The 21,653-nt window shown below is 37.0% G+C and carries 22 protein-coding genes; 11 read left to right on the top strand and 11 right to left on the bottom strand.

Features of this window, described 5'->3' with window-relative positions:
• Positions 1 to 18 precede the first annotated feature (18 nt).
• Positions 19 to 891: a ChaN family lipoprotein gene (locus tag B8977_RS05690; protein WP_084016720.1), complete on the bottom strand. Its 873-nt coding sequence runs from the start codon at positions 889 to 891 to the stop codon at positions 19 to 21.
• 193 nt (positions 892 to 1,084) lie between these two features.
• Here B8977_RS05690 and B8977_RS05695 point away from each other — a divergent pair, with 193 nt between their 5' ends.
• Positions 1,085 to 1,516: a universal stress protein gene (locus B8977_RS05695; RefSeq protein ID WP_159447456.1), complete on the top strand. Its 432-nt coding sequence runs from the start codon at positions 1,085 to 1,087 to the stop codon at positions 1,514 to 1,516.
• Positions 1,517 to 1,622: 106 nt separating this feature from the next.
• The gene (locus B8977_RS05700) at positions 1,623 to 2,060 is read left to right on the top strand and encodes a hypothetical protein (protein ID WP_084016722.1); all 438 of its coding nucleotides are present in this window, start codon (positions 1,623 to 1,625) and stop codon (positions 2,058 to 2,060) included.
• Between the two features lie 49 nt (positions 2,061 to 2,109).
• Here the strand turns inward: B8977_RS05700 and B8977_RS05705 are convergent, their stop codons facing one another.
• The 4 genes from B8977_RS05705 to B8977_RS05720 form a co-directional block, all read right to left on the bottom strand.
• Positions 2,110 to 3,138, bottom strand: a complete 1,029-nt coding sequence (locus tag B8977_RS05705; protein ID WP_084016723.1) for a hemin-degrading factor — start codon at positions 3,136 to 3,138, stop codon at positions 2,110 to 2,112.
• A 103-nt stretch (positions 3,139 to 3,241) separates the two neighbouring features.
• On the bottom strand, positions 3,242 to 4,021 hold the full coding sequence (locus B8977_RS05710; RefSeq protein WP_084016724.1) for a heme ABC transporter ATP-binding protein: 780 nt from the start codon (positions 4,019 to 4,021) through the stop codon (positions 3,242 to 3,244).
• Positions 4,021 to 5,055 carry a FecCD family ABC transporter permease gene (locus B8977_RS05715; protein WP_084016725.1) on the bottom strand — a complete coding sequence of 345 codons (1,035 nt, stop codon included), beginning with the start codon at positions 5,053 to 5,055 and terminating at the stop codon, positions 4,021 to 4,023. The genes B8977_RS05710 and B8977_RS05715 overlap by 1 nt, the downstream gene beginning before the upstream one ends.
• A gap of 67 nt (positions 5,056 to 5,122) precedes the next feature.
• The gene (locus B8977_RS05720) at positions 5,123 to 6,001 is read right to left on the bottom strand and encodes a heme/hemin ABC transporter substrate-binding protein (RefSeq protein WP_084016917.1); all 879 of its coding nucleotides are present in this window, start codon (positions 5,999 to 6,001) and stop codon (positions 5,123 to 5,125) included.
• Positions 6,002 to 6,215: 214 nt separating this feature from the next.
• On the opposite strand from B8977_RS05720, the gene B8977_RS05725 reads away from it, so the two are divergent.
• From B8977_RS05725 to B8977_RS05745, 5 genes are all read left to right on the top strand, one after another.
• Positions 6,216 to 6,587 (top strand): hypothetical protein, encoded by a 372-nt coding sequence (locus tag B8977_RS05725; protein WP_084016726.1) that lies wholly within the window; start codon positions 6,216 to 6,218, stop codon positions 6,585 to 6,587.
• Positions 6,588 to 6,677: 90 nt separating this feature from the next.
• Entirely contained in the window at positions 6,678 to 7,334 is a 657-nt protein-coding gene (locus B8977_RS05730; RefSeq protein ID WP_084016727.1) for an SCO family protein, read from the top strand.
• Between the two features lie 81 nt (positions 7,335 to 7,415).
• Positions 7,416 to 7,709: a YHS domain-containing protein gene (locus B8977_RS05735; protein ID WP_084016728.1), complete on the top strand. Its 294-nt coding sequence runs from the start codon at positions 7,416 to 7,418 to the stop codon at positions 7,707 to 7,709.
• A gap of 129 nt (positions 7,710 to 7,838) precedes the next feature.
• Positions 7,839 to 8,735: an ABC transporter ATP-binding protein gene (locus B8977_RS05740; protein WP_084016729.1), complete on the top strand. Its 897-nt coding sequence runs from the start codon at positions 7,839 to 7,841 to the stop codon at positions 8,733 to 8,735.
• A 2-nt stretch (positions 8,736 to 8,737) separates the two neighbouring features.
• On the top strand, positions 8,738 to 9,586 hold the full coding sequence (locus tag B8977_RS05745) for an ABC transporter permease (protein WP_084016730.1): 849 nt from the start codon (positions 8,738 to 8,740) through the stop codon (positions 9,584 to 9,586).
• Positions 9,587 to 9,866: 280 nt separating this feature from the next.
• Here B8977_RS05745 and B8977_RS05750 read toward each other — a convergent pair whose 3' ends face one another.
• The 3 genes from B8977_RS05750 to B8977_RS05760 are packed head-to-tail and all read right to left on the bottom strand — an operon-like array spanning position 9,867 to position 12,525.
• A complete protein-coding gene (locus B8977_RS05750; protein WP_084016731.1) occupies positions 9,867 to 11,114 on the bottom strand; it encodes an MFS transporter in 1,248 nt (415 codons plus the stop codon).
• Between the two features lie 51 nt (positions 11,115 to 11,165).
• Positions 11,166 to 11,681, bottom strand: coding sequence for a TPM domain-containing protein (locus B8977_RS05755; RefSeq protein WP_084016732.1), 516 nt, complete (start codon positions 11,679 to 11,681; stop codon positions 11,166 to 11,168).
• A 10-nt stretch (positions 11,682 to 11,691) separates the two neighbouring features.
• Positions 11,692 to 12,525 (bottom strand): 1,4-dihydroxy-2-naphthoyl-CoA synthase, encoded by an 834-nt coding sequence (locus B8977_RS05760; protein ID WP_084016733.1) that lies wholly within the window; start codon positions 12,523 to 12,525, stop codon positions 11,692 to 11,694.
• Between the two features lie 194 nt (positions 12,526 to 12,719).
• Between B8977_RS05760 and B8977_RS05765 the strand changes: the two genes are divergently transcribed.
• On the top strand, positions 12,720 to 13,691 hold the full coding sequence (locus tag B8977_RS05765; RefSeq protein WP_084016734.1) for a T9SS type A sorting domain-containing protein: 972 nt from the start codon (positions 12,720 to 12,722) through the stop codon (positions 13,689 to 13,691).
• A gap of 92 nt (positions 13,692 to 13,783) precedes the next feature.
• On the opposite strand, the gene dnaJ is transcribed toward B8977_RS05765, so the two are convergent.
• Together dnaJ and B8977_RS05775 are read right to left on the bottom strand one after the other, a co-directional pair.
• Positions 13,784 to 14,911, bottom strand: coding sequence for a molecular chaperone DnaJ (gene dnaJ, locus B8977_RS05770; protein ID WP_084016735.1), 1,128 nt, complete (start codon positions 14,909 to 14,911; stop codon positions 13,784 to 13,786).
• A gap of 10 nt (positions 14,912 to 14,921) precedes the next feature.
• Positions 14,922 to 15,458, bottom strand: a complete 537-nt coding sequence (locus B8977_RS05775) for a nucleotide exchange factor GrpE (protein WP_084016736.1) — start codon at positions 15,456 to 15,458, stop codon at positions 14,922 to 14,924.
• A gap of 141 nt (positions 15,459 to 15,599) precedes the next feature.
• Here B8977_RS05775 and B8977_RS05780 point away from each other — a divergent pair, with 141 nt between their 5' ends.
• Together B8977_RS05780 and B8977_RS05785 are read left to right on the top strand one after the other, a co-directional pair.
• The gene (locus B8977_RS05780) at positions 15,600 to 16,322 is read left to right on the top strand and encodes a copper homeostasis protein CutC (RefSeq protein WP_084016918.1); all 723 of its coding nucleotides are present in this window, start codon (positions 15,600 to 15,602) and stop codon (positions 16,320 to 16,322) included.
• Position 16,323: 1 nt separating this feature from the next.
• Complete coding sequence (locus B8977_RS05785; protein WP_084016737.1) at positions 16,324 to 17,310, top strand: glycosylasparaginase; 987 nt, start codon at positions 16,324 to 16,326, stop codon at positions 17,308 to 17,310.
• A gap of 89 nt (positions 17,311 to 17,399) precedes the next feature.
• On the opposite strand, the gene B8977_RS05790 is transcribed toward B8977_RS05785, so the two are convergent.
• A complete protein-coding gene (locus B8977_RS05790; RefSeq protein WP_084016738.1) occupies positions 17,400 to 21,086 on the bottom strand; it encodes an Ig-like domain-containing protein in 3,687 nt (1,228 codons plus the stop codon).
• A 418-nt stretch (positions 21,087 to 21,504) separates the two neighbouring features.
• Here B8977_RS05790 and B8977_RS15255 point away from each other — a divergent pair, with 418 nt between their 5' ends.
• Positions 21,505 to 21,627, top strand: coding sequence for a hypothetical protein (locus B8977_RS15255; protein WP_262494076.1), 123 nt, complete (start codon positions 21,505 to 21,507; stop codon positions 21,625 to 21,627).
• Positions 21,628 to 21,653: the final 26 nt, after the last annotated feature.

The raw sequence follows: 21,653 nt of genomic DNA on the forward strand, positions 1-21,653 counted from the left end.
GCTATTGCCTAATTACTTTTAGTAAGTCTTTGTCATATCCGTCGGGAAAACCAAGTTGTATTCCGTCGGAAAGAAATCTTCTTTCGGAAGTGAAAGTTTACCATCTTCCGATTCAAATACCGAAATCACAGCAATCTTCAAATCCGGATTCAACTTTTTCAAATACCAGAAGATTCCGCCATATTGTTTGCTGTGAAAATCACCCTGATAATGTAAAAGTAAATGACCTTGTTTCCAGTTTTGTAGAATAGATTCCGCCATAGTTGCATCTTTCACCGCTTGTGCTGCAACAAAGTTCATTGCACTTGGACCTGCGTGGTCTCCCATCATTTCCAACATTTCAGGATAGCCCGGTGTGTCCAATGTCACTTCCACAGGAAGTTTCATCATATAAGTTTTTTCTTTCGGAGTAACAGTATTCAAACTATCCAATCCCTTTTTGGAAACGATGGAAGCATATCTTCTCGGAATATTTGTCGCGATGAAATTCAATTTTTTATCTTTTGCAAAATCAACCAAAGGTTTATAATCAGTAGTGAAATTATTCCACAAACGCATCGAATCTTTCAACACTTTCTCGCTCAATTTCCCGGATAAATAATCATTTAATTGAGATTGATTGTCACGTTCAAACATTTCTGCACCTAAAACCAGACTTGATTTTTTCTTGTCATAAAGTGCTTTGGTCAATTGTAATTGAAGCCAGTGATTGATGGAATTATTGTGGTGTTCACCAAAAAGCACGATGTCATAATTTGCAAGGTCATTTACAATCTTATCAAATTTCACTTCTTTTCCTTTCTTATTGTAGAATTGAAAAGGCTTTACATCTTGTGCAGATAGGATTGTAAACTGAAATATGAAGATGAAAAAAAGAATATATTTCGTCATGACTGAATTAAATTGAATGAGCTGCAAATGAACATTAGAATTGTCGAATGAACAAATATTTGGTTGAGATATTTATCATTGAATCAATTGGTTTTGAAATAATTTAAGATAATTTTAAATCTGTTTATTGTAATTTTTTAAATGAATGGCTTTATTTTTAAGGAAATTGAATTTAACGATAAAATATTTACAAATGAAAAAAGCACTGGTAACATTAGATTTAAGGAAAGACAGCGAGAAATTAGTACAAACGGCAATTGACTGGGCAAAAGCTTTTGATGCACAAATCATTTTATTGCATGTGGAATTGTTGGATTCGGACAACAAATCTCTCGATACTTATTCGCAGGAAGACAAAGAAAAAATCATGATGCGTGATGAAAACATGAACAAGATTTTGGAGTTGGAACAAAGACTAACAGAAAATGGAATTGGTTTTGCACGTGTCATCAGATTTGGAAATCCGCAAGATGTAATTTTGGACGTAGCGAAATCTGAAAACGTAGATTTAATTTTTATGGGATTGAACAAACATTCTGCAGCTTATAAATTCCTCATCGGAAGTGTTGCAGATTTGGTTGTTAAGAAAACGGATGTTCTGGTTTTATTGATTCCAAATGATTAATAAAATTAATTTTCTATTATAATTAAGGCCTCGATTTAGAGGCTTTTTTGTTTAACAATTGACTCTAAAGTCTTGGTGAAAATTATATATTTGGCAAAAAAACTAAATGAAAAGATTATTGTATTTATGTTTATTTCTAGGGAGTTTGTCCTTTGCACAAGAATTTAAACAAATAAAGGTTACTGATGAAAACAGCTCAAAAACCCTGAAAAATGTTTCTGTGAATTTTGAAACGAATTTGTTGAGTTACAACGATGAAAATGGACAATTTGTGACCGAAAACATAGATAAGTACGAGAAAATTCAAGTTAAAAAAGGAACAAATTGGTTAGCTGGAATGTTAGGAGGAATGGCCGGAGGATTCTTGGGAAATGCTATTTCACGAGGTAAAGATGAAGAAATCTGGTATGGTGCTGGTCCGGCAATTTTGATTGGTGCAGGTATAGGAGCGATTGTGGGTACACTCTCTCCTCGATACAAAGTTTTGAAAAAAGAAAATACTTCTATTTCGTTAGGCTTAAATTCTGTAAAATATACATTTTAGAAAATATTTTTAATAAAAAAAGCCCCTTAATTGGGGCTTTAATTTTATCTTATTTTTCTAATTCTCCAACGAGTTTTCTCCATTCTTCCAATTCAGGAATTCCTGGTTTTCTCTTTCCAAAGAACTGAACGATGATTTCTCCTTCAGAATTAAATACTTCAATTGCTGTTACCAATCCGTCTTCAGTTGGTTTTCTTACTACCCAGGTCTCAGCAATTTTTGCAGTATCCAAATGCAAATTGAAATTCGGATCCATCACATTGAACCATGTTCCGTGCCACATCGTTTTCTTTACATTTCCGGTATGGATCTGGATATTTCCTCTGTTTCCAACAAAAACCATGATAGGTAAATTTCTTTCAGAAGCCTGTTCAAGCATCTTAGAAATTTTTTCATTGTCAATCTTTCTGGCAAAGGTCTGATCCGGAGCCAAACGTAAAGCCTGCAATCTGCTTACGCCGAACTGACGCAACATCATGAAGAAATTATGCGTGTCTTTCAATTCTCTCCAAGCCGTTTGGAAACCTTCTACATCGATTTCAGAATCAGGTTTTTCTTCTGCTTTCGGAGCGATTGCTTCTGTTTCGATTCCTGTCGATTGATCTTCAGCTTTGAACTTTTCAACCAAAGCATCAAATGCTGCTTCGTTGCTGTCTTTAGTTAAATATATTTTATGAATTGCCAATCCGTCTTTCCCAAAGAATTGCAATGATTTTTTATCTCCTTCAACCACTGCGAAGGCATATTTCCAATGAGAACCAAAAATTCTCAAATCGATGTCTTCTCCTACGAAAAGCTGTGCATGCGGATTGCTGAAATCTCCGTTCAAATAAACCCCTTTTCTTTCATGAACACATTCATCGTTACGTGTCAAAGCCATTACTTTTCCCAAAGATTCAACTTCAGAAAGTATTGCAGGAATGTCAGAACTCAATTTCGTAGCGCCTTCATTTACAGTAGTTGAAAGTAATTCTCCCTCGCTAACTCCCAATGCATCAGCAGCATTTCTGATTCGCAAATGAGGTTGCTCTGCTTTCAGCGCATTCCATTTTTCTTTTAGTGTATCAGTACTTGTCATATTGTGTTATTTGTTAAAAGTTCTATATTATGTATTAAGTATCAAGAAGTAGGTATCAAGTATTAATCTAGCTTATATTCTTACTTACGTCTCGTGTCTAAAATTAATTTCCAAAGATAATCATCGGATTCTGGGTAATCGGATTGGCGCAAATGGCACAAGGAAAATTATACGCTTCGCTGATGATTTTCTCATTGAAAACTTCTTCAGGTTTTCCATGTGCAGCCACCTTTCCGTTTTTCATTAATAAAATATTGTCTGCAAACTGTGCAGCCAGATTCAAATCGTGTAAAACAACAATCGCGGTATTGGCTTTTTCTGTAAAATCTTTTATAGTTTTAAGTGCTTTGTGCTGGTGTTTGATGTCGAGGTTATTCAACGGTTCATCCAAAAACAAAAGTTTGTGCGTGACATCATTTTTCAATTGTGCCAATGCCCTTGCCAAATGAACCCTTTGTTTTTCTCCACCCGAAAGTGTATTGTATTCGCGGTCTCTCAGATGCAAAATATCAGTTTCCTGCATGGAATTTTCGGCCGCTTCTAAATCCTCAGCTCTTGGTGTGGAATTGAAATAAGGATAACGCCCCATCATCACAACATCTTTGATCAACAAAGGAATTTCGTTGCTATTGTGTTGGGAAAATTTTGCCTTGTTTTTAGCTAAATCTTTTAAATCCCAATCTTTAAATAATTTATTCTTGAAAAGAACAGATTGTTTTTGTTTGGATGAAGTTTCATTTGCCAAAACACTCAAAAGTGTAGATTTTCCGGCACCGTTTGGACCCACGATTGCTAAGAATTCTCCATATTCAACTGACACATCAATATCATTTAATATTGAAAATTTTTTATGCGAATAATTTATCTGATGGCCTTTGATCATTACATCGAATTTTTAAATCTAATTAAAATTGCAATGAAAACCGGTGCTCCTAAAAATGCGGTAATTACACCTATCGGAATTTCCGATGGCGCAACAATTGTTCGGCTGAACGTATCGGCAACCAACAATAAAATACTTCCCATCACAGCTGACATCGGAAGGATGATTTGGTAATTGGATTTAAAAATTAACCTTAAAATGTAAGGAACGATCAATCCTACAAACCCTATTGTACCTGAAAAGGCGACGCAAGATCCAACCATCAATGCAGTTAAAACTACGATTTGTTTTTTAATTTTTTCAATATTAATTCCCAAATGTTCAGCGTCTTTTTCTCCCAACATCATTGCGTTTAATGCTTTTCCTCTGTGAATTAAAAGCGAATAAGAAAGAATCATTACTGCAAATAAAATTCCGTTTTTGGTCCAGGTTGCTCCACCTAAACTTCCTAAATTCCAAAACGTCAAATCGCGTAATTGCTCGTCCTTGGACAGATAAATTAAAAACCCAACGCATGCAAAACCTAAAGCCGAAATCGCTACTCCTGAAAGTAACATGATGACTACGTTGGTCTTACCTTGAGTTGTGGACATTTTATAAACCATGATTGTTGTAAGCAAAGCGCCAATAAATGCTGCGATGCTAATCAATGAAAATTGTAAAAAATCCGGTAAAAAGTCACGAAAAAATGAGCCTAATACAATAGTGATTGCTGCCATCAAAGTAGCTCCGGCTGTGATTCCGATTAAATCAGGTGTTGCAAGCGGATTGCGAAACATACCTTGCATAGAAGTTCCTGCAACTGCCAAAATACTTCCGATGAGAATTGCCATGACTATCCTTGCCATACGCACGTCCCAAATCACATATTTTTCGCTCAATGAAACGTTAGGACTTCCCGAAATTACCTCTCCTAAAACGGTAATCGGAGATTTTCCGCCAAAATCATATACCCCCATAAATAAAGCTCCTATTGTTAATGTGATGAGTAACAGGATGCTTGTAGAAAGGTATATTGCTAATTTGTTCTGCATTTAAATGTATTTGTCATTTCGAGGCACGAGAAATCTTTTTCTTCGTACCTCAGAATGACATTTAAAATTATTTCGTTGCTTCGATCAACTTTTTGTTCAATTCCAAAGCAGCTTCACCCGTTCTTGGTCCAAAGTTCGAGATCAAACCTCCGTCCATAGTGATGATTTTTTTGTTTTTTCCAGCATTCGTTTGTTCCATTCCAGGAATTTTTAAAACACCTTCCAAACCTCCTAAGCTCTGGCTTCCTGAATCGAACATTAAAATAATGTCGGGATTACCTTGAATTAAAGACTCAGGTGTTAAAGTTTTAAAATCAGAAAATCCAGTTACTGCATTTTCACCTCCTGCAATTTTAATCAAAGCATCCATTGGAGTTCCTGTTCCTGATACATTTAACATATGTGTTCCGCGTGCATAAATGAAAAGTACTTTTGGTTTTTTCTCAATTGGTTGAACTTGTGCGATGTCCGCATCGATTTTGTCATTCAATTTCTGAACATCAGCATTGCCTAAGATTTCAGCAACTTTTTTGATTAAGTTTTTAGCACCTTCTACTGAATATTCTTGATTTACCAATTCTAATTTAATTCCAGATTCTTTAATTTTTGTCATTAAGTCTGGATTTTCTTCTTTTGCCGTTCCAATAATAAGTGTTGGATTTACAGACATGATTCCTTCAATAGTCATTCCTCTACCTACGTGACCCAAATCTTTTGCAGTCAAATCAGTAGGGAAAGTACTTGTAACATCTCTACCTACAAGTTGGTCCGCGTGTCCCAAAGCTGCGATGGTTTCAGAAATTGCACCGTTCAAGGAAACGATTTTAGCATCAGATTTAACTTCTTGTTGAGTCGTTTCCGGAGATTCAGTAGTTGCGTCTTTTTTACAAGCTGTGAAAGTAATAGCAACAGCAAGCGCCAGGATTAAATTTATTTTTTTACTCATAGTCATTTTTGTTTTTTTATTATTGTATTCGTAAATCTTCGATTTCATAGTGGATTATAATTTTTATTAAATCTAAATAAGCGCAAAACTAATGATTATATCTAAATTGAAAGATGTCATTCATCATAAATAGTTGTGAAATTTTAACTGATTCATTTCATAGCAACCGCAAAAACAAAATCTTTAACTTTGTGCAAATCATTCAGATAATTATTTGAAAATCATCGGCATCATATCATTTGTGTTTTTTTTTGCGTTTCGGCCATTGGTTCCCGTTGTGGAATATGTATTGAATTACGACCAGATTGTGAGAGAATTCTGCATCAACCGCGAAAAGGTGGAAATGATGTGTAACGCCAAATGTTATTTGTTTGGTGAATTGGCAAAAACTTCAGATGCCGATACTTCCGATGGCGTTTCATCTCAGACAGTGAAAATTCAGGAAATTTATATTTATTCGGAAAGTTTAAATCTAAATGAGATTGAATTGGAGACTTCCGAAAAGAAATCCATTCCTAATGACTTTCAAAACCTCTACGACTTCAGGCTTTTGGAATCTGTTTTTCATCCGCCGCTTTACATTTAATTCTATATTAATGTAAATCAAATTTGTCGGCAAATGATTTTTTTCATTTGTTTCGACATCATTAAAATTCTAAAATAAATTCATTTAATTATGAAAAAACAATTAATTGTCGGAATCGTCATTACAGCTCTGGTTGCCACTTTGGTGCTTACGTATAAGTTGCTGAATAAGGACAAATTGTTCACAGTAATGGAAGTTCCAAAATTTGAGCTGACCAATCAAAATAACCAAACGATTTCTGAAAAGGATATGCTCGGGAAAGTTTATGTGGTCGAATTTTTCTTTGCCAATTGCCCTACGATTTGTCCCGTGATGAATCAGAATTTAAAAGCTGTCGAAAAAGAAATCAACCATCCGGATTTTGGTGTCATTTCCATCACGATTGACCCAAAACGCGACACACCGGAAAACTTGAAAATCCATGCCGGGCACTTGGAAATCACCAATCCGAACTGGTATTTTCTAAGTGGCGACCGCGATTATATCTATGAGTTGAGCAAAAAATTCAACATTTATGTGGGCGAAGACGAAACTACTGCAGAAGGTTTGAACCACAGCGGAAAATTTGCTTTGATTGACAAAAAAGGAAACATCCGTTCAAGATTTGACGAACGCGGAATGCCGATTTTGTATTATTCAGGATTGAATTATTCTGATCCGCAAGGCAAAAAAGAAAGCCTCGGTGGCACTTTTCATCCGCAAGTGGAATGGATCAAAGAAGACATCAAGAAATTATTAAACGAATAAATTTTACAACTATGAAGAAGTTAAGAAAATTAAGCAAATCTTATGAGTTTAATTTCTTAATAGTATTAATTAAAACAAATTATGAAAACAATTACAATTATTACAACAGCCATTATCGCGACATCAATTTTTTCCTGCAAAGAAAAACAAGAACAAATCGAAGTGAAAAACGCCGATGAACATATCATGCACGCCTCGCAAAATTTAGATGTGAAAGTCGATAACAAAATCGATCCGATTTGCGAAATGGAAACTGCAGGTCATGTTTCGGATACGATTCATTACGACGGCAAAATTTACGGTTTCTGCAGTTCCGGATGCAAAGAGGAGTTTTCTAAAAATCCGCAGCAGTATTTGTCAAAATTAGGAAACTAAATTTTGCATCGATAAATAATCAAGTTTACCTCTAAGTTTCAAAACCTTAGAGGTTTTTTTATTTAATCTGTTACATTTACAAAAAATCAACTACTAACAATTACAGGATCTAAATTCTAAAATCTTTTTATGGAAAAAGTACTTGAAATCAATCACCTCACCAAAACATTCGGCAAGCTGACCGCGGTCAATGATTTGAGTTTTTCGGTAGAAAAAGGAAATGTTTACGGACTTCTCGGTCCCAATGGAAGCGGAAAGTCAACAACTCTTGGGATGATCCTCGATGTTGTCAATCCCACTCATGGCGACTGGCGTTGGTTCGGACAGGAACATTCGACCGATTCTCTCAAAAAAGTAGGAGCCATCATCGAACGCCCAAATTTCTACCCATACCTTTCAGCGGGTAAAAATCTTGAAATCGTTGCACAGATCAAAGGTGCCCATCCTTCTAAAATAGATGAAAAACTAAAAATCGTTGGACTTTTAGAACGTAAAAAAGATAAATTCTCCACCTTTTCATTGGGCATGAAACAGCGTTTGGCGATAGCAGCAGCATTGCTCAACGATCCGCATGTTCTGATTTTGGATGAACCTACCAACGGACTCGATCCGCAGGGAATAATCCAGATACGTGAAATCATTTTACAGATTGCATCTCAGGGAACGACCATCATTTTGGCGAGCCACCTTTTGGACGAAGTGGAAAAAGTTTGTTCACACGTGGTGATTCTTGAAAGAGGGAAAACACTTTACAGCGGGCGTGTAGATGAAATGACGGCAAGCTTCGGATATTTTGAGTTAAGTTCAAGTGACAATGATAAACTGAATGAAGTATTAAATTCCATGAATTATTTCGAAAAAATTGTTCAAAACGGAAACCAGTTAAAAGGAATCCTTAGAGAAGATTTAAGCGCAGAAAGTTTAAACAGATTACTTTTTGAAAGAGGAATTGTGCTTAACCATTTGGTGAAACGAAGAGAAAGTCTCGAACAGCAATTTTTACAAATCACTCAAAACAAAAACTGATTATGCTACGATTACTCAAAATAGAATGGAATAAAATTTACTATTACAAAACCGCACGGATTTTTACGATTTTGTATTTTCTTTTGCTTTCGATAATTGGAGGCTCTTTCTTTCTGATTTTTAAATTTATACTTAAAGACCGTTTAGGATTTTCAATTGACATTTCGCAGACCGGCTTTTTTGATTTTCCTGTCATTTGGCAAAACATGAGTTATTTATTGATATTTGGTAAAATATTTTTAGCTGTCATCATCATAACTAATATTACAAATGAATATTCTAACAAGACTATTAAACAAAATCTGATTGATGGTCTAAGTAAAAAAGAATTTCTAACATCTAAATTATTATCAAATTTTCTGTTAGGACTCATTTCTACATTATTTGTTTTTGTGATTTGTTTTATACTAGGAAATATTTACTCAAAATCTGAGTCAAGTTTTTATCATGGATTGGAATATGTAGGAGGATATTTACTCAATATCTCTTTCTTTTTTGTGTTCTGTACCTTCATATCAATTCTTGTGCGAAAGAGTGCATTTGCATTATTATTGATATTTATCTGGTGGGTATTTGAGTGGATTTTAATTTTTACCGAAGTTTATTTGCGAGGATTTACCAGCTCATCTCAACAGCTGACAGAAAAACCACTACTTATTACTGAATATTTGCCGTTGAGCAGTGCATCGAGTGTATTACAGTTTTCAGATGCAAAAATTCAAGGTTTTGTAATGGGTGGATCCATATTTTCATACACGCCTCTAGATTGGAAGTTTGTAGTAGCTACACTTGTCTATATAATCATCTTTATATTCTTTTCGTACAAATTGTTGAAAAAAAGAGATTTATAACAATACCTTACATTGCTTTAAATAAGAAAAACCTTGTCAAGAACAGTACCTTGACGAGGTTTTTTTATTCATGTTTTTCTAAGTCTTTTTTAAATGAAAAAACACCCTCATCCATAATAGACGACGGTGTTTTTTTCTAACCAACCTAAACCTGAAGCAAAGGTATATGGGCAGAATCATATATACCATACCAAGATCTTGGTATTTTTAATGAAATCACATTTTTAAAACCTAAATTCTGAAAATAGATTTAATTTTTATATATGTCTTAATGGGAAAATTAATCTAATTCCACCTTTCGAATCGCTTTGATTGCAATCGCAATTACAATCACGGTAATGATGGTCATTGTTCCGCCAAACAAAATAGCAGGCACCAATCCCATAAATGTAGCAGCTAATCCACTTTCGAAAGCACCCAACTCATTGGAGCTGCTTACGAAAATACTATTGACCGAAGAAACACGTCCTTTGAGGTGTTCGGGCGTTTTGTATTGGAGGATGCTTTGTCTGATGATCATGGAAACGGCATCGAATGCACCGCCGAGCATTAATACAAAAAAGGACAGATAAACATTTTTAGAGATCCCAAATATGATGATGCACAGTCCAAACATCGCTACGCTGTAAAGCAGTTTCGGTCCGACTTTACTTTTCAGGAGCGGTAGCGAGGACAGGAACAACATCATGATGAGTGAACCGATTCCGTGCGCTGAACGGAGCCAGCCAAATTCTATGGAACCTGCATTCAACACTTTTTCCACGACCGCAGGAAGCAAGGATTCTGCACCGCCAAAAAACACAGCAAACATATCCAGGCTCAAAACTGCCAGAATGATAGGGGTTGCCAAGATGAATTTGAATCCTTCTTTGATGCGCTGGAGTGGGGTTTCGGTAGATTCTATCTGTGCTTGTTCGGCAGGTTTGGGAGATATTCGCAATATCATCACCATCGAGATGCACATGAGTACAAAGGCAGTCCCCAATGCGGCTTCGATTCCAAATGCTGCCAATATCAGTCCACCCGCCAGAGGTCCTAAAACGGAACCAATCATAAATGCGGATGAACTTATCGGTATCGCTTTCTGGTAATTTTCTTTGCGGACAACGAGTGCCAGCAATGAAAATACTGCCGGTCCGCTGAAGGCTCTGGTTAATCCCAGAATAAAGAAAGCAAGGTAACAAACGACCAGATAAATGGTTGTGCCGGTGGCTTCACGTATCTGCGGGAAATTGATGAGCATCAGTACAAATGATGCGAGCATAAATGAGCCGATGCAGATTTTGATGACGTGGCGTTTGTCGAGTTTGTCGACCAACTGACCTGCATACACGGCAGTGAGCAGGATAGGTGCGAATTCAAACAGACCTATCAATCCAAGATATATTTCTTGTTTGGTGATGCGGAAGATTTCAAATGCGACGGATGTGCTTTGGATGAAAAGTGCAAATATGAGCGAGAAACGCAGGAATATAAATGCTTTGAACTCTTTGTTTTTCCAGACCGATGGGACTTGTTGGTCTTCCATTTTGTTGATGATGATTTATGGGGCGAATGTAATGAGTTTTGGTTTATGAAATTAATTCCATTCTATGATAATTCTCTCTATTCCTGATTTAATTCCCGAGTAATAATTTTCTTGTTTAAATTCAGGAATAATTGTTTCATCAATAATTTTTTTCAGAAAAGAATCGCTCAGAATTTCCTCAGTTCCTAATCCTGAAGAAATTCTAATCGTTCTATTTGACATATCCATTACGATAATCAAACCATTGTCTTTTTCTCTTGTTCCCACTCCCCAAAAATTACCTATATCCTTTGCATAATCTGAAATATCAGTGTAAGGCTCTATATTTTTGACTGTTACGATCGCAATTTGATTCGTGGTTTTTTGAGAATAATCAAAAAGCAACTTTTCTAATTCGTTTCTTTCATGTTGATTAAATACAAAACTAAAATCATTAACTAGACCAATTGGTTTTGGTAAAATAGTTTCAGCCTCTTTGTATGTGTAATCAAATTTTTTAGTTTCATTCTTTTGTGAAATACAATTAATGAAACTAAACGCGAATAAAACTAGAATTATATTTTTCACTTAAATTTAATTATCTGAACCTATCAAAATCCCGCTTTCTTTTTTCGAGAAAAGCATTTCTACCTTCCTCTGCTTCATCGGTTCCATACGCCAAACGCGTTGCCTCTCCGGCAAAAACCTGCTGCCCCACCAATCCATCATCGATTAGATTAAAAGAAAACTTCAGCATTTTGATGGCGGTCGGAGATTTCGTCAGTATTTCCTGTCCCCAGTCAAACGCAAACTGCTCCAACTCTTTGTGCGGAACCACTGCATTGACCATTCCCATATCATAAGCTTCCTGTGCCGAATAATTCAATCCTAAAAAGAAAATTTCACGCGCACGTTTCTGACCAACCTGTCTTGCCAGATACGCAGAACCAAATCCACCGTCGAAGCTTGCCACATCTGCATCCGTCTGTTTGAAAATCGCATGTTCTTTCGAAGCAATTGTCATATCACAAACTACATGGAGCGAATGCCCGCCGCCTACTGCCCAGCCATTTACAACTGCAATCACCACCTTGGTGGAAAAACGAATCAATCGCTGTACTTCCAGGATGTTCAATCTCCCCACACGGTCTTCTCCCTCATATCCGAACTTACCGCGAACGCGCTGGTCACCTCCTGAACAAAATGCCCAGCCGTCATCTTTGGGCGAAGGACCTTCGCCGGTCAGTAAGATCACACCGATTTCGCGGTCTTCCTCTGCACGCTGAAATGCATCGAGCAATTCAAAAACCGTTTTCGGGCGGAAAGCATTTCTGACTTCCGGACGGTTAAACGCGATGCGTGCTACTCCATCAGATTTTTTGAACGTGATGTCTTCGTATTCCTTTATAGTTTGCCAATTGATTGTGCTCATTTCTAAAATTTGGTTAAAAGTAATAGTTGTTTTAGTGGTTTCAAAATCAGATGCAGATAAATTACATAATAGCCGTTGGTAAATTTATTCTTACCATTCATGAAATCTTACTTTAATTAAGTGACCTGCAAAATTATTTTTGCTTCAAATTAATTTTAAACTCAATAGAGTAGTAACAATTAAAAAGTATAACAATGAAAAAAACATTTACAATTTTAAGTTTAGGGTTATTGACGCAGCTATTTTCTCAATATGACAACGGACCTCTTTCGACTGGAACTATTGCTGAAAATGGAACACCGGCTCCAAACGGTTATACATTTAGTGAGCTTCAGTCAGATGGTATAGATGTAAATAATACTGCAGGCTATACAGGAGATCAGGCACAAAATTACATGTTATCTGATGATTTCAGGGTTCCCGACGGTGAATCATGGGGAGTAAGCTCAGTGGAATTATTTGTATATAAAACGGATTACTTGGGGAACTGCCCTATTGTATCCACGAATGTATTCTTTTTTGATCACATCCATGGTTCAAATGTTACTTTTCCACAGTCCGTTTCCTCTTGTCAAAATACGCAGATGCTAAGAGTGTTTAATTCTGTAAAGGAAGCCGGTATTTTTGATGCCAATATCACAAAGAGACAAATCTATAAATTTACAATTCCGGTTAGCAATGTGAATTTGGAACCGGGTTATTATTCACTTAGATTTCAGACGCAGGCAGGAGGTACGCATTTTTATCCGGCAGTGACGGTTCCGGGAGCGAGAAACAACATCACGGAATTGCCGGCGCAGCAATCCAGTGACAATGGCGTGAACTGGACAAACATTATCGATCCGGGTTATGCAAATATAGAAGCCGAACAGGATTTGCCATTTATTATCAACTATTCAGCGCTTGGTACCAATGAAATGATGAGTTTGGATAACAGAATCAAATTGTATCCGAACCCGGCAAAAGAGCATTTTTCTGCATTTCTTCCTGATAATTTCAATAGGAATAATTTGAAAATAAGCGTAAAAGATTTGACCGGAAAGATGGTGATGAACTTCACTCAGTTTCAGGAAGAATTTAATATCAGTTCATTACCAAAAGGAATCTATGTCGTGACGGTTTCTGATGGTAAAAATATCAATACTAATAAATTAATCAAGCAATAAATCTATTTACCTATTTGTGTTAATGAAAAAGTCCCGAATTGCTTCGGGACTTTAAGTTTATTTTTTTGCGAATTTGGATGTTCAAATTTTGTTTAATTAAACATCTCCTTCACTCTGTCAAAAAAGGATTTGTCATTTTTAGAAGGATGCGGAGAAAAACTCTCGTCATCTTTCATTTTTTCGAAATATGCTTCTTGTTCTTTGCTCAATTTATCCGGCGTCCAAACGTTAATGTGAATGAATAAATCACCGTTTCCATAGCTGTTTAAACTTGGCAATCCCTGACCTTTCAATCTCAAAACTTTTCCTGATTGCGTTCCTTTTTCCACTTTCACACGGACTTTTCCGGTAACTGTCGGAATTTCTTTCGAAGCACCTAAAATTGCTTCAGGGATGGAAACATATAAATCGTAATGTAAGTTGTTTCCGTCACGCTTCAATTCATTGTGCACTTCCTCGTCGATGATGACTAATAAATCTCCCGGAATTCCGTCAAACGGCGCATCATTTCCTTTGCCTGAAACCTGTAATTGAATTCCTTCGCGAACACCAGCAGGAATTTTGATGTCAATCGTTTCTTCGATTTTGGTTAACCCCTGATTGTTGGCTCCCGGAGGAACGTGGTCAGCAATTTTCCCGATTCCCTGACAGCTTCCGCAGGCAACGGTTTGCTGCATCTGCCCTAAAAATGTATTGGTCACACGGGTTTGATAACCAGATCCGCCACAAGTAGGACAAGTTTTGAAAGTCACGCCCTGTGCTTGTTTGAAGCGTTTTACTTTTACTTTTTTGGTGGTTCCGCTCATCATTTCTTCCAGATTGAGTTTCACACGGATTCTCAAATCTGAACCCTTCATTCGTCTTGGTCCGCGTTGCTGCTGTCCGAATCCGCCAAATCCGCCTCCACCGAAAATATCACCAAACTGGGAGAATATGTCTTCCATATTCATGCCGCCACCGCCGAAACCACCGCCAAATCCGCCTCCAGCTGCACCTCCAACGCCTGCATGACCGTACTGGTCATAACGTGCTTTTTTATTGGGGTCGCTCAAGACTTCGTAAGCTTCGGCTGCTTCTTTGAATTTTTCTTCGGCAGCTTTATCGCCCGGATTTTTGTCAGGATGGTGTTTCAATGCCATTTTGCGGTAGGCTTTTTTGATTTCCTCCGCGCTGGCTGATTTCGACACTTCCAGTATTTCGTAATAATCTCTTTTTGACATTTTTCTTTATTTATTGACCAATTACCACTTTCGCGAAGCGGATGATTTTATCATTAAGTGCATAACCTGTTTCCACAACATCTACGATTTTTCCTTTCAAATCTTCTGTAGGCGCAGGAATCTGCGTGATGGCTTCGTGCTTGTCGGTATCGAAATCGTCTCCGGCATTTACTTCAACAGGTTTCAAACCTTTTGCACGAAGTGTTTCATTTAATTTATTATGAATAAGTTGAATTCCCGTGAAAAGTTCATTGTTTTCAGACTTTTCAATTTCTTTCATTCCTCTTTCGAAATCGTCCAAAACCGGAATCAATGCGGAAATCACTTCAGCATTGGCAGTTTTGAAAATATCGAATCGTTCTTTGCTCGTTCTTTTTTTGAAATTGTCAAATTCGGCAAACAAACGTAAATATTGGTCTTTTTCTTTTTGTAATTCTTCTTTTAAAATTTCTACTTCTGATTTTTCAGTAACCATGTTCTCAGACGCAGTTTCCTGATTTTCAGAAATTTCATTGTTCAAATCTTCGTTAATCGTATTTTCTGACATTTTGGTTGAAATTTTTTCAATTCAATTAGTCAAATAGTTTGCCAATTGGATTTTTGTGACAGTTTGGCAGGAGTGAAATTTTTTTTAAATTTTGAATGCTGAATTTTAAATGTTTACTTTTAATTTATGAATGAACAAAAAATGAAACTTGAAATCGTTTCCACTTCCGTACAGTCCGCTATCCATGCTGAAAAAGGCAGGGCAGACCGCATAGAACTTTGTTCGGAATTGACGGTTGGGGGAATTACCCCTTCGTATGGTTTGATTCGTCAGGTTTTGGAAAAGATTTCTATTCCGGTTTTTGTATTGATTCGTCCTCGAAGCGGAAATTTTGTGTATTCAGATGATGAATTTGAAATCCTCAAAAAAGACATTCAAATTTGTAAAGATTTAGGATGCGCAGGAATTGTTTCAGGAGTATTAAATGAAGATAATTCTGTTGATTTTATTCGGACAAAAAAATTGATTGAACTCTCCAGACCTTTGTCATTTACGTTTCACAGGGCGTTTGATTTGACGCCGCATCCTTTTGATGATTTGGATAAATTAATTGAAATCGGAGCGGAAAGAATTCTTACTTCAGGACAAAATGATTCTGCTGAAAAAGGTTTAAAGATTTTGGTTAAATTAAAGGAAAAAGCACAAAACAGAATTACGATTTTGCCGGGGGGAGGAATCAATGCAGGAAATGTACATTTGTTCAAAGAAAATGGATTTACGGAAATTCATGCTTCTGCAAGCTCGGTTTATCATCAAGACGAGCCTTTTAAAATCAAATTGAACAGTGAGAAATTCTTTGACGAAACGAAGTTGTTTGAGTCTGATTTGGAGAAGATTAAGGTGTTAACTCAAATAATTAATTAAAATGAACCGTAGAAAATTCATACAAAACACAGCACTTTCAGGGTTGGGATTGACAGTTGGAGCATCAGTCTTAGCAAATGAAATTCCGCTTACGAATTCAAACACAGAATTAAACATTAATAATTATCCGCTTGTCATAGCAACCTGGGATGTGAAAAATGCGACTGCAAAAGCCTGGGATGTTTTGCAAAAAGGCGGTTCAGCTATGGATGCAGTAGAAAAAGGCTGCAATGTCGAAGAAGAAGACCCTGCGAATTCTTCTGTCGGATATGGCGGATTGCCCGACCGCGAAGGCAAAGTTACACTCGATGCGTGCATCATGGACGAAAAAGGAAATTACGGTTCTGTTGTCTTCCTGCATAATATTGTCAATGCGATTTCCGTCGCCCGCAAAGTCATGGAAAAAACGCCCCATGTTTTACTAGCGGGAAAAGGTGCGGAAGAATTTGCTCTTTCACAAGGATTTAAATCTCAAAATCTGCTTACCGAGAATGCCAAAAAAGCTTGGGAAGAATGGAAAGTAAAATCAGAATACAAACCCATCATCAACATCGAAAACCACGATACCATCGGTATGCTGACCATGGATAAAAACGGAAATCTTTCCGGGGGGTGTACTACCAGTGGACTGGCTTTTAAAATGCACGGCCGGGTAGGGGATTCACCTATAATCGGTTCGGGATTGTTTGTGGACAATGAGATTGGTGCCGCCACCGCAACAGGTTTGGGAGAAGAGGTGTTGAAAACCGTCGGAAGCTTTTTGGTAGTAGAACTTATGCGCCAAGGCAAAACGCCTCAACAAGCCTGTGAAGAAGCGGTTCATAGAATTATGAAAAAGCAACCCGACCGCAAAGATTTTCAGGTTGGGTACATCGCTGTCAATAAAAAAGGCGAAATCGGAGCTTACGCTATTCACCCCGGATTTTCTTATACTGTTTATCAAAATGGACAAAATAACAACGTCATTCCAAAAACCTATTTTTCATAAGCTTTATCACAGGAAAAAGCCAAATGGAAACAAAAAAGGGAAAGCCCTGAAGCCTTCCCCTTTCATTAGGATATTAAACAAAGTAATTATTATTTCTTGATAACTTTTACAGTTTTGACCTGATTGTTTGAAACAATTTTAACTATATAAGTTGCAGAAGCCAAATGTGATAAATTTAACTCCACAGATTTAGCATTTGCTTTTTTCTCCAAAATCAATTGACCTGAGAGATTAAATACCAATACATTGTCAATTTGATTTGTGTTTGAAATATGAAGAATGCTTTTCACAGGATTTGGATAATAATTGAAATTAGCGAAATCAGCATCCTTAACACTCAATTCTTCTGTTTCGATTGCAGTTTTCTCACTTTCACATCCATTGATAGTTTGAGTTACATAGTAAACTTCTCCGTCAACCAGTGGTGTAGATGGATCTAATATATTGCCCTCCTCATCATACCATGTAAGATTTTCTCCTTCTACATCCAAATCGGCCAATGTCGCTCCCGCCTCAAATTCCTGCAAATCAAACGCAATAGGTGCTCCTGGAATTTCATTGATGGTAACTTCAACCGCAGTTCGTTCACTTTCGCAAGTTTCAGAAGACTGAGCCACGTAATAAGTTCCTGAAGTCAATTCAGTTTCAGCAGTTAAAGCCTCAGTAGAATCTTCTGTCGCATACCAAGCTAAATTTGTTCCTTCTGCAGTTAAATCAGCAACTGTAGCTGTTCCACAGAAATCTTGCGCTTCAGCAGTTGGAGCCGCAGGGATTTCATTGATGGTAACTTCAACTGCAGTTCTTTCACTTGTACAATCATTTGCAGATTGAGCAACATAGTATGTTCCTGAGGTTAATTCAGTTTCTTCAGTCAAAGCTTCAGTAGAATCTTCTGTCGCATACCAAGCTAAATTTGTTCCTTCCGCAGTTAAATCAGCAACTGTAGCTGTTCCACAGAAATCTTGCGCTTCAGCAGTTGGAGCCGCAGGGATTTCATTGATGGTAACTTCAACTGCAGTTCTTTCACTTGTACAATCATTTGCAGATTGAGCAACATAGTATGTTCCTGAGGTTAATTCAGTTTCTTCAGTCAAAGCTTCAGTAGAATCTTCTGTCGCATACCAAGCTAAATTTGTTCCTTCCGCAGTTAAATCAGCAACTGTAGCTGTTCCACAGAAATCTTGCGCTTCAGCAGTTGGAGCCGCAGGGATTTCATTGATGGTGATTTCAACCGCAGTTCTTTCACTTGTACAATCATTTGCAGATTGAGCAACATAGTATGTTCCTGAGGTTAATTCGGTTTCTTCAGTCAAAGCTTCATTCGCATCAATTGCATCATACCAAGTTAAATTAGTTCCTTCTGCAACTAAATCAACAATAGTTGTAGTTCCACAGAAAACTTGCGCTTCAGCAGTTGGAGCCGCAGGGATTTCATTGATGGTGACTTCAACCGCAGTTCTTGGACTTTCACATCCGTTTACAGTTTGTGAAACATAATAGGTTCCTGTTTCAAGCGGTGTTTCATTTGAAAGAACATCCGTAGAAGTTTCAGATGCATACCATGAAATGTTATTGTCCGTTGTATTTGTCTGGTAAAAAGTAACGTTATCAATGTAAGCAGTAGGAAAAGTGTCTTGTCCTACAAATTTAATCTTAATATTTTCAGACAATTCATTTACATTGATTGTGTATAATTGAAAATCACCCGGCTGAAGTGTAATCGTTTGTAAGTGAGATTCATTTCCGTTTACGATTTTTGATATGCTCAATGTTTTGTCAGCAGTAGCTTTTCCATAAAATGAAACAGAAACAATGCTGTCGAATTCTGGCGATATCATAGTCGGGAAGAAATTGAAACGGGCAGCATAACCTGAAATAGAATTGCCCGGTTCATTATTTGTTCCTACATTTTGTGTAGCCCATATTCCTAAATCATAAGGAGCATTGCCCGTAATACTTCCCGGTACATCTGCTTCGAAACCTTCTACCAAAGGAGCCGTTCCGCCTGCAGAGGCAGGAATCAAATCAGCAACTGTAGCCGTACCACAGAAAGCTTGTGCTTCTGCAACTGGAGCAGCAGGAATATCGTTTACTGTAATTTCAACTGGAGTTCTTGAGCTTTCGCATCCGTTTCTTGATTTAGAAACATAATAAGTTCCTGTCGATAATTGCGTATCAGCCGATAATGGTGTTCCTCCATCAGCTACATCATACCAGTTGATGGTGATTGCTTCATTAAATTTAACATTATCTAAATTAACGTCTCCTGATTGGCTTGCAAACAATATCTGGGCATCTTCATTTTCATTTACATCAACATTGAATAAAGTATATTCTGTAACATTGTTAAGGTTGATTTGTTCCAGAGTCGTTTCTACTCCATTTACAAGTTTTGAAACTCTAAGTGCTGGATTTTGTTGAGTGCCACGTTTTGCATAAAAACTTACAGTGTGAATTCCTTCGAAAACAGGAGATTTGATAGAACCTTTCAACGGATCGAAATTATTATACATACGAACCGCACAGCCTTCATAAGCATTTGCATCACAAATATGTCTTACATTTCTGTTGACAACGGTCCATTCTAAATCAAAATTATGTTGGCCTGCAGGAAGTTCCGCGCGTTCCGTTTCTAGATTAAAGCTTTCGCTACGGTCTGTAACTACGCTTGGAATTAAATCTGATACCGTAGCCGATCCACAGAAAGACTGAGCTTGAGCGACCGGAGCCACAGGGATATCATTGACAGTAATTTCAATCTGAGTTCTAGGACTTGGACAATTGTTTACAGTTTGAGAAACATAATAAGTTCCTGTTTGCAATTGCGTTTCAGCTGTAAGTGGGGTAGTAGAATTCGCTGAATTGTACCAATTTAAATTTGTTCCTTCTGCGATTAAATCTGCAACAGTAGCCGATCCGCAAAAAGACTGCGCTTCAGCAACTGGAGCTTCAGGAGCAGGCTGAACTGAGATTTCAACTGGAGCTTTTTCGCTTTCACAGTTATTTACAGTTTGGGTAACATAATAAGTACCTGTCTGCAAAAGTGAATCTGTGGTCAATGCTGTAGTAGCATCTTGAGAATCATACCATTTAATGTTTTCTCCATCTGCAAACAAATCATTTACTGTAGCAGTGCTGCAGAAGAACTGCGGTTCACTTATCGGAGCGTCAGGAGGTGTGCACGCTGTTTTTATAGATTCAACTTTTATATTATTGAATCCGATCATTGGAGAAGACTGGCTTCCTGTTCCTCTATCAGAATTAAAAGTTACAGTAAAATTAGTTCCGTTGGGAATATTTACCGGAGAAGTAAATGTTTTGGTTGCACTTGCCTGATCAGAGCACCAATTCAAATTAGTTCCGAAAACTCCTGAACTTACATTTACAGTCCAGCAAGGGTTTCGGGCGTCTCTGTGTACAATTTTAAATGCATCATAAGTAATCTTAAGTTCGGTAATCGTTTCGCCGGTATTATTTCTAAAAGTTCCCGTAACTGAAGTAGTCTGAGCGGAAGCATTGCTCGAAGGCTGGTATCCAAAGCCTCTGTTAGGGATAGCGTATACTCCACCTGTTGTCGATTCTGATGTTCCTACATAATTGTTGTTGGCAGATCTCGTAAATCCGTTTGGCATATTGCCATTCCATCCGTTGAAATTTGTATTTACGGAAGTATTGTGTGCAGAAATGGCGACCTGTTGCGCTCTGACCTGCATTCCAAAAAGAGTAAATGCCAAGAGGCAAATACTTAAAAAAAAGAAAGTTCCTGTTTTTTTCATCTATTAATTAATTAAAAATTTGTTTTAGCGATAGTTGAATTGGTAGATGCCAAAAATAGAACTGTAAGTTGTTGTGAAACTTATTGAAAGGTTATGAAAAAGACACGAAAAAGTTAGGAAAGTTAACTCAATGAAAAATCGATCTGAGAATTTACTTTGATTTTTTGCCTTAATAATGAATGTACACCAGGGATAATGAATAAAAAAAAACTGCGGAGGTTTGCCGCAGTTTTAGTAGAACGATTTAGGTATGGCAACTGCACAGTTTGTTTAATATAAAAAACGAGTTTTCTTTATTTTTTTGTGTATTAATCTTTGAAAACTTAACTGTGCAATTGAAATATTTTTAAAAGAATATTGTCTTGCTTTCAATATCAAAATTCTGAGTGAATTTTGATAGGACAAATATGATGATGAAATGAATTTCGTCCAAAATTATTATGTTCCGATTTCAGGAAAAAGTGTTCCGATTTCAGGAAAATTCAGGGTTGTAGCGTTGTTTTACAAAATGTGCTCTAAAAAAATCAATTTAATTGAGTAAATAATAAAGAAATGTAAATCTTGTTT

This window comes from Moheibacter sediminis, assembly GCF_900176425.1.
GTDB lineage: Bacteria > Bacteroidota > Bacteroidia > Flavobacteriales > Weeksellaceae > Moheibacter > Moheibacter sediminis.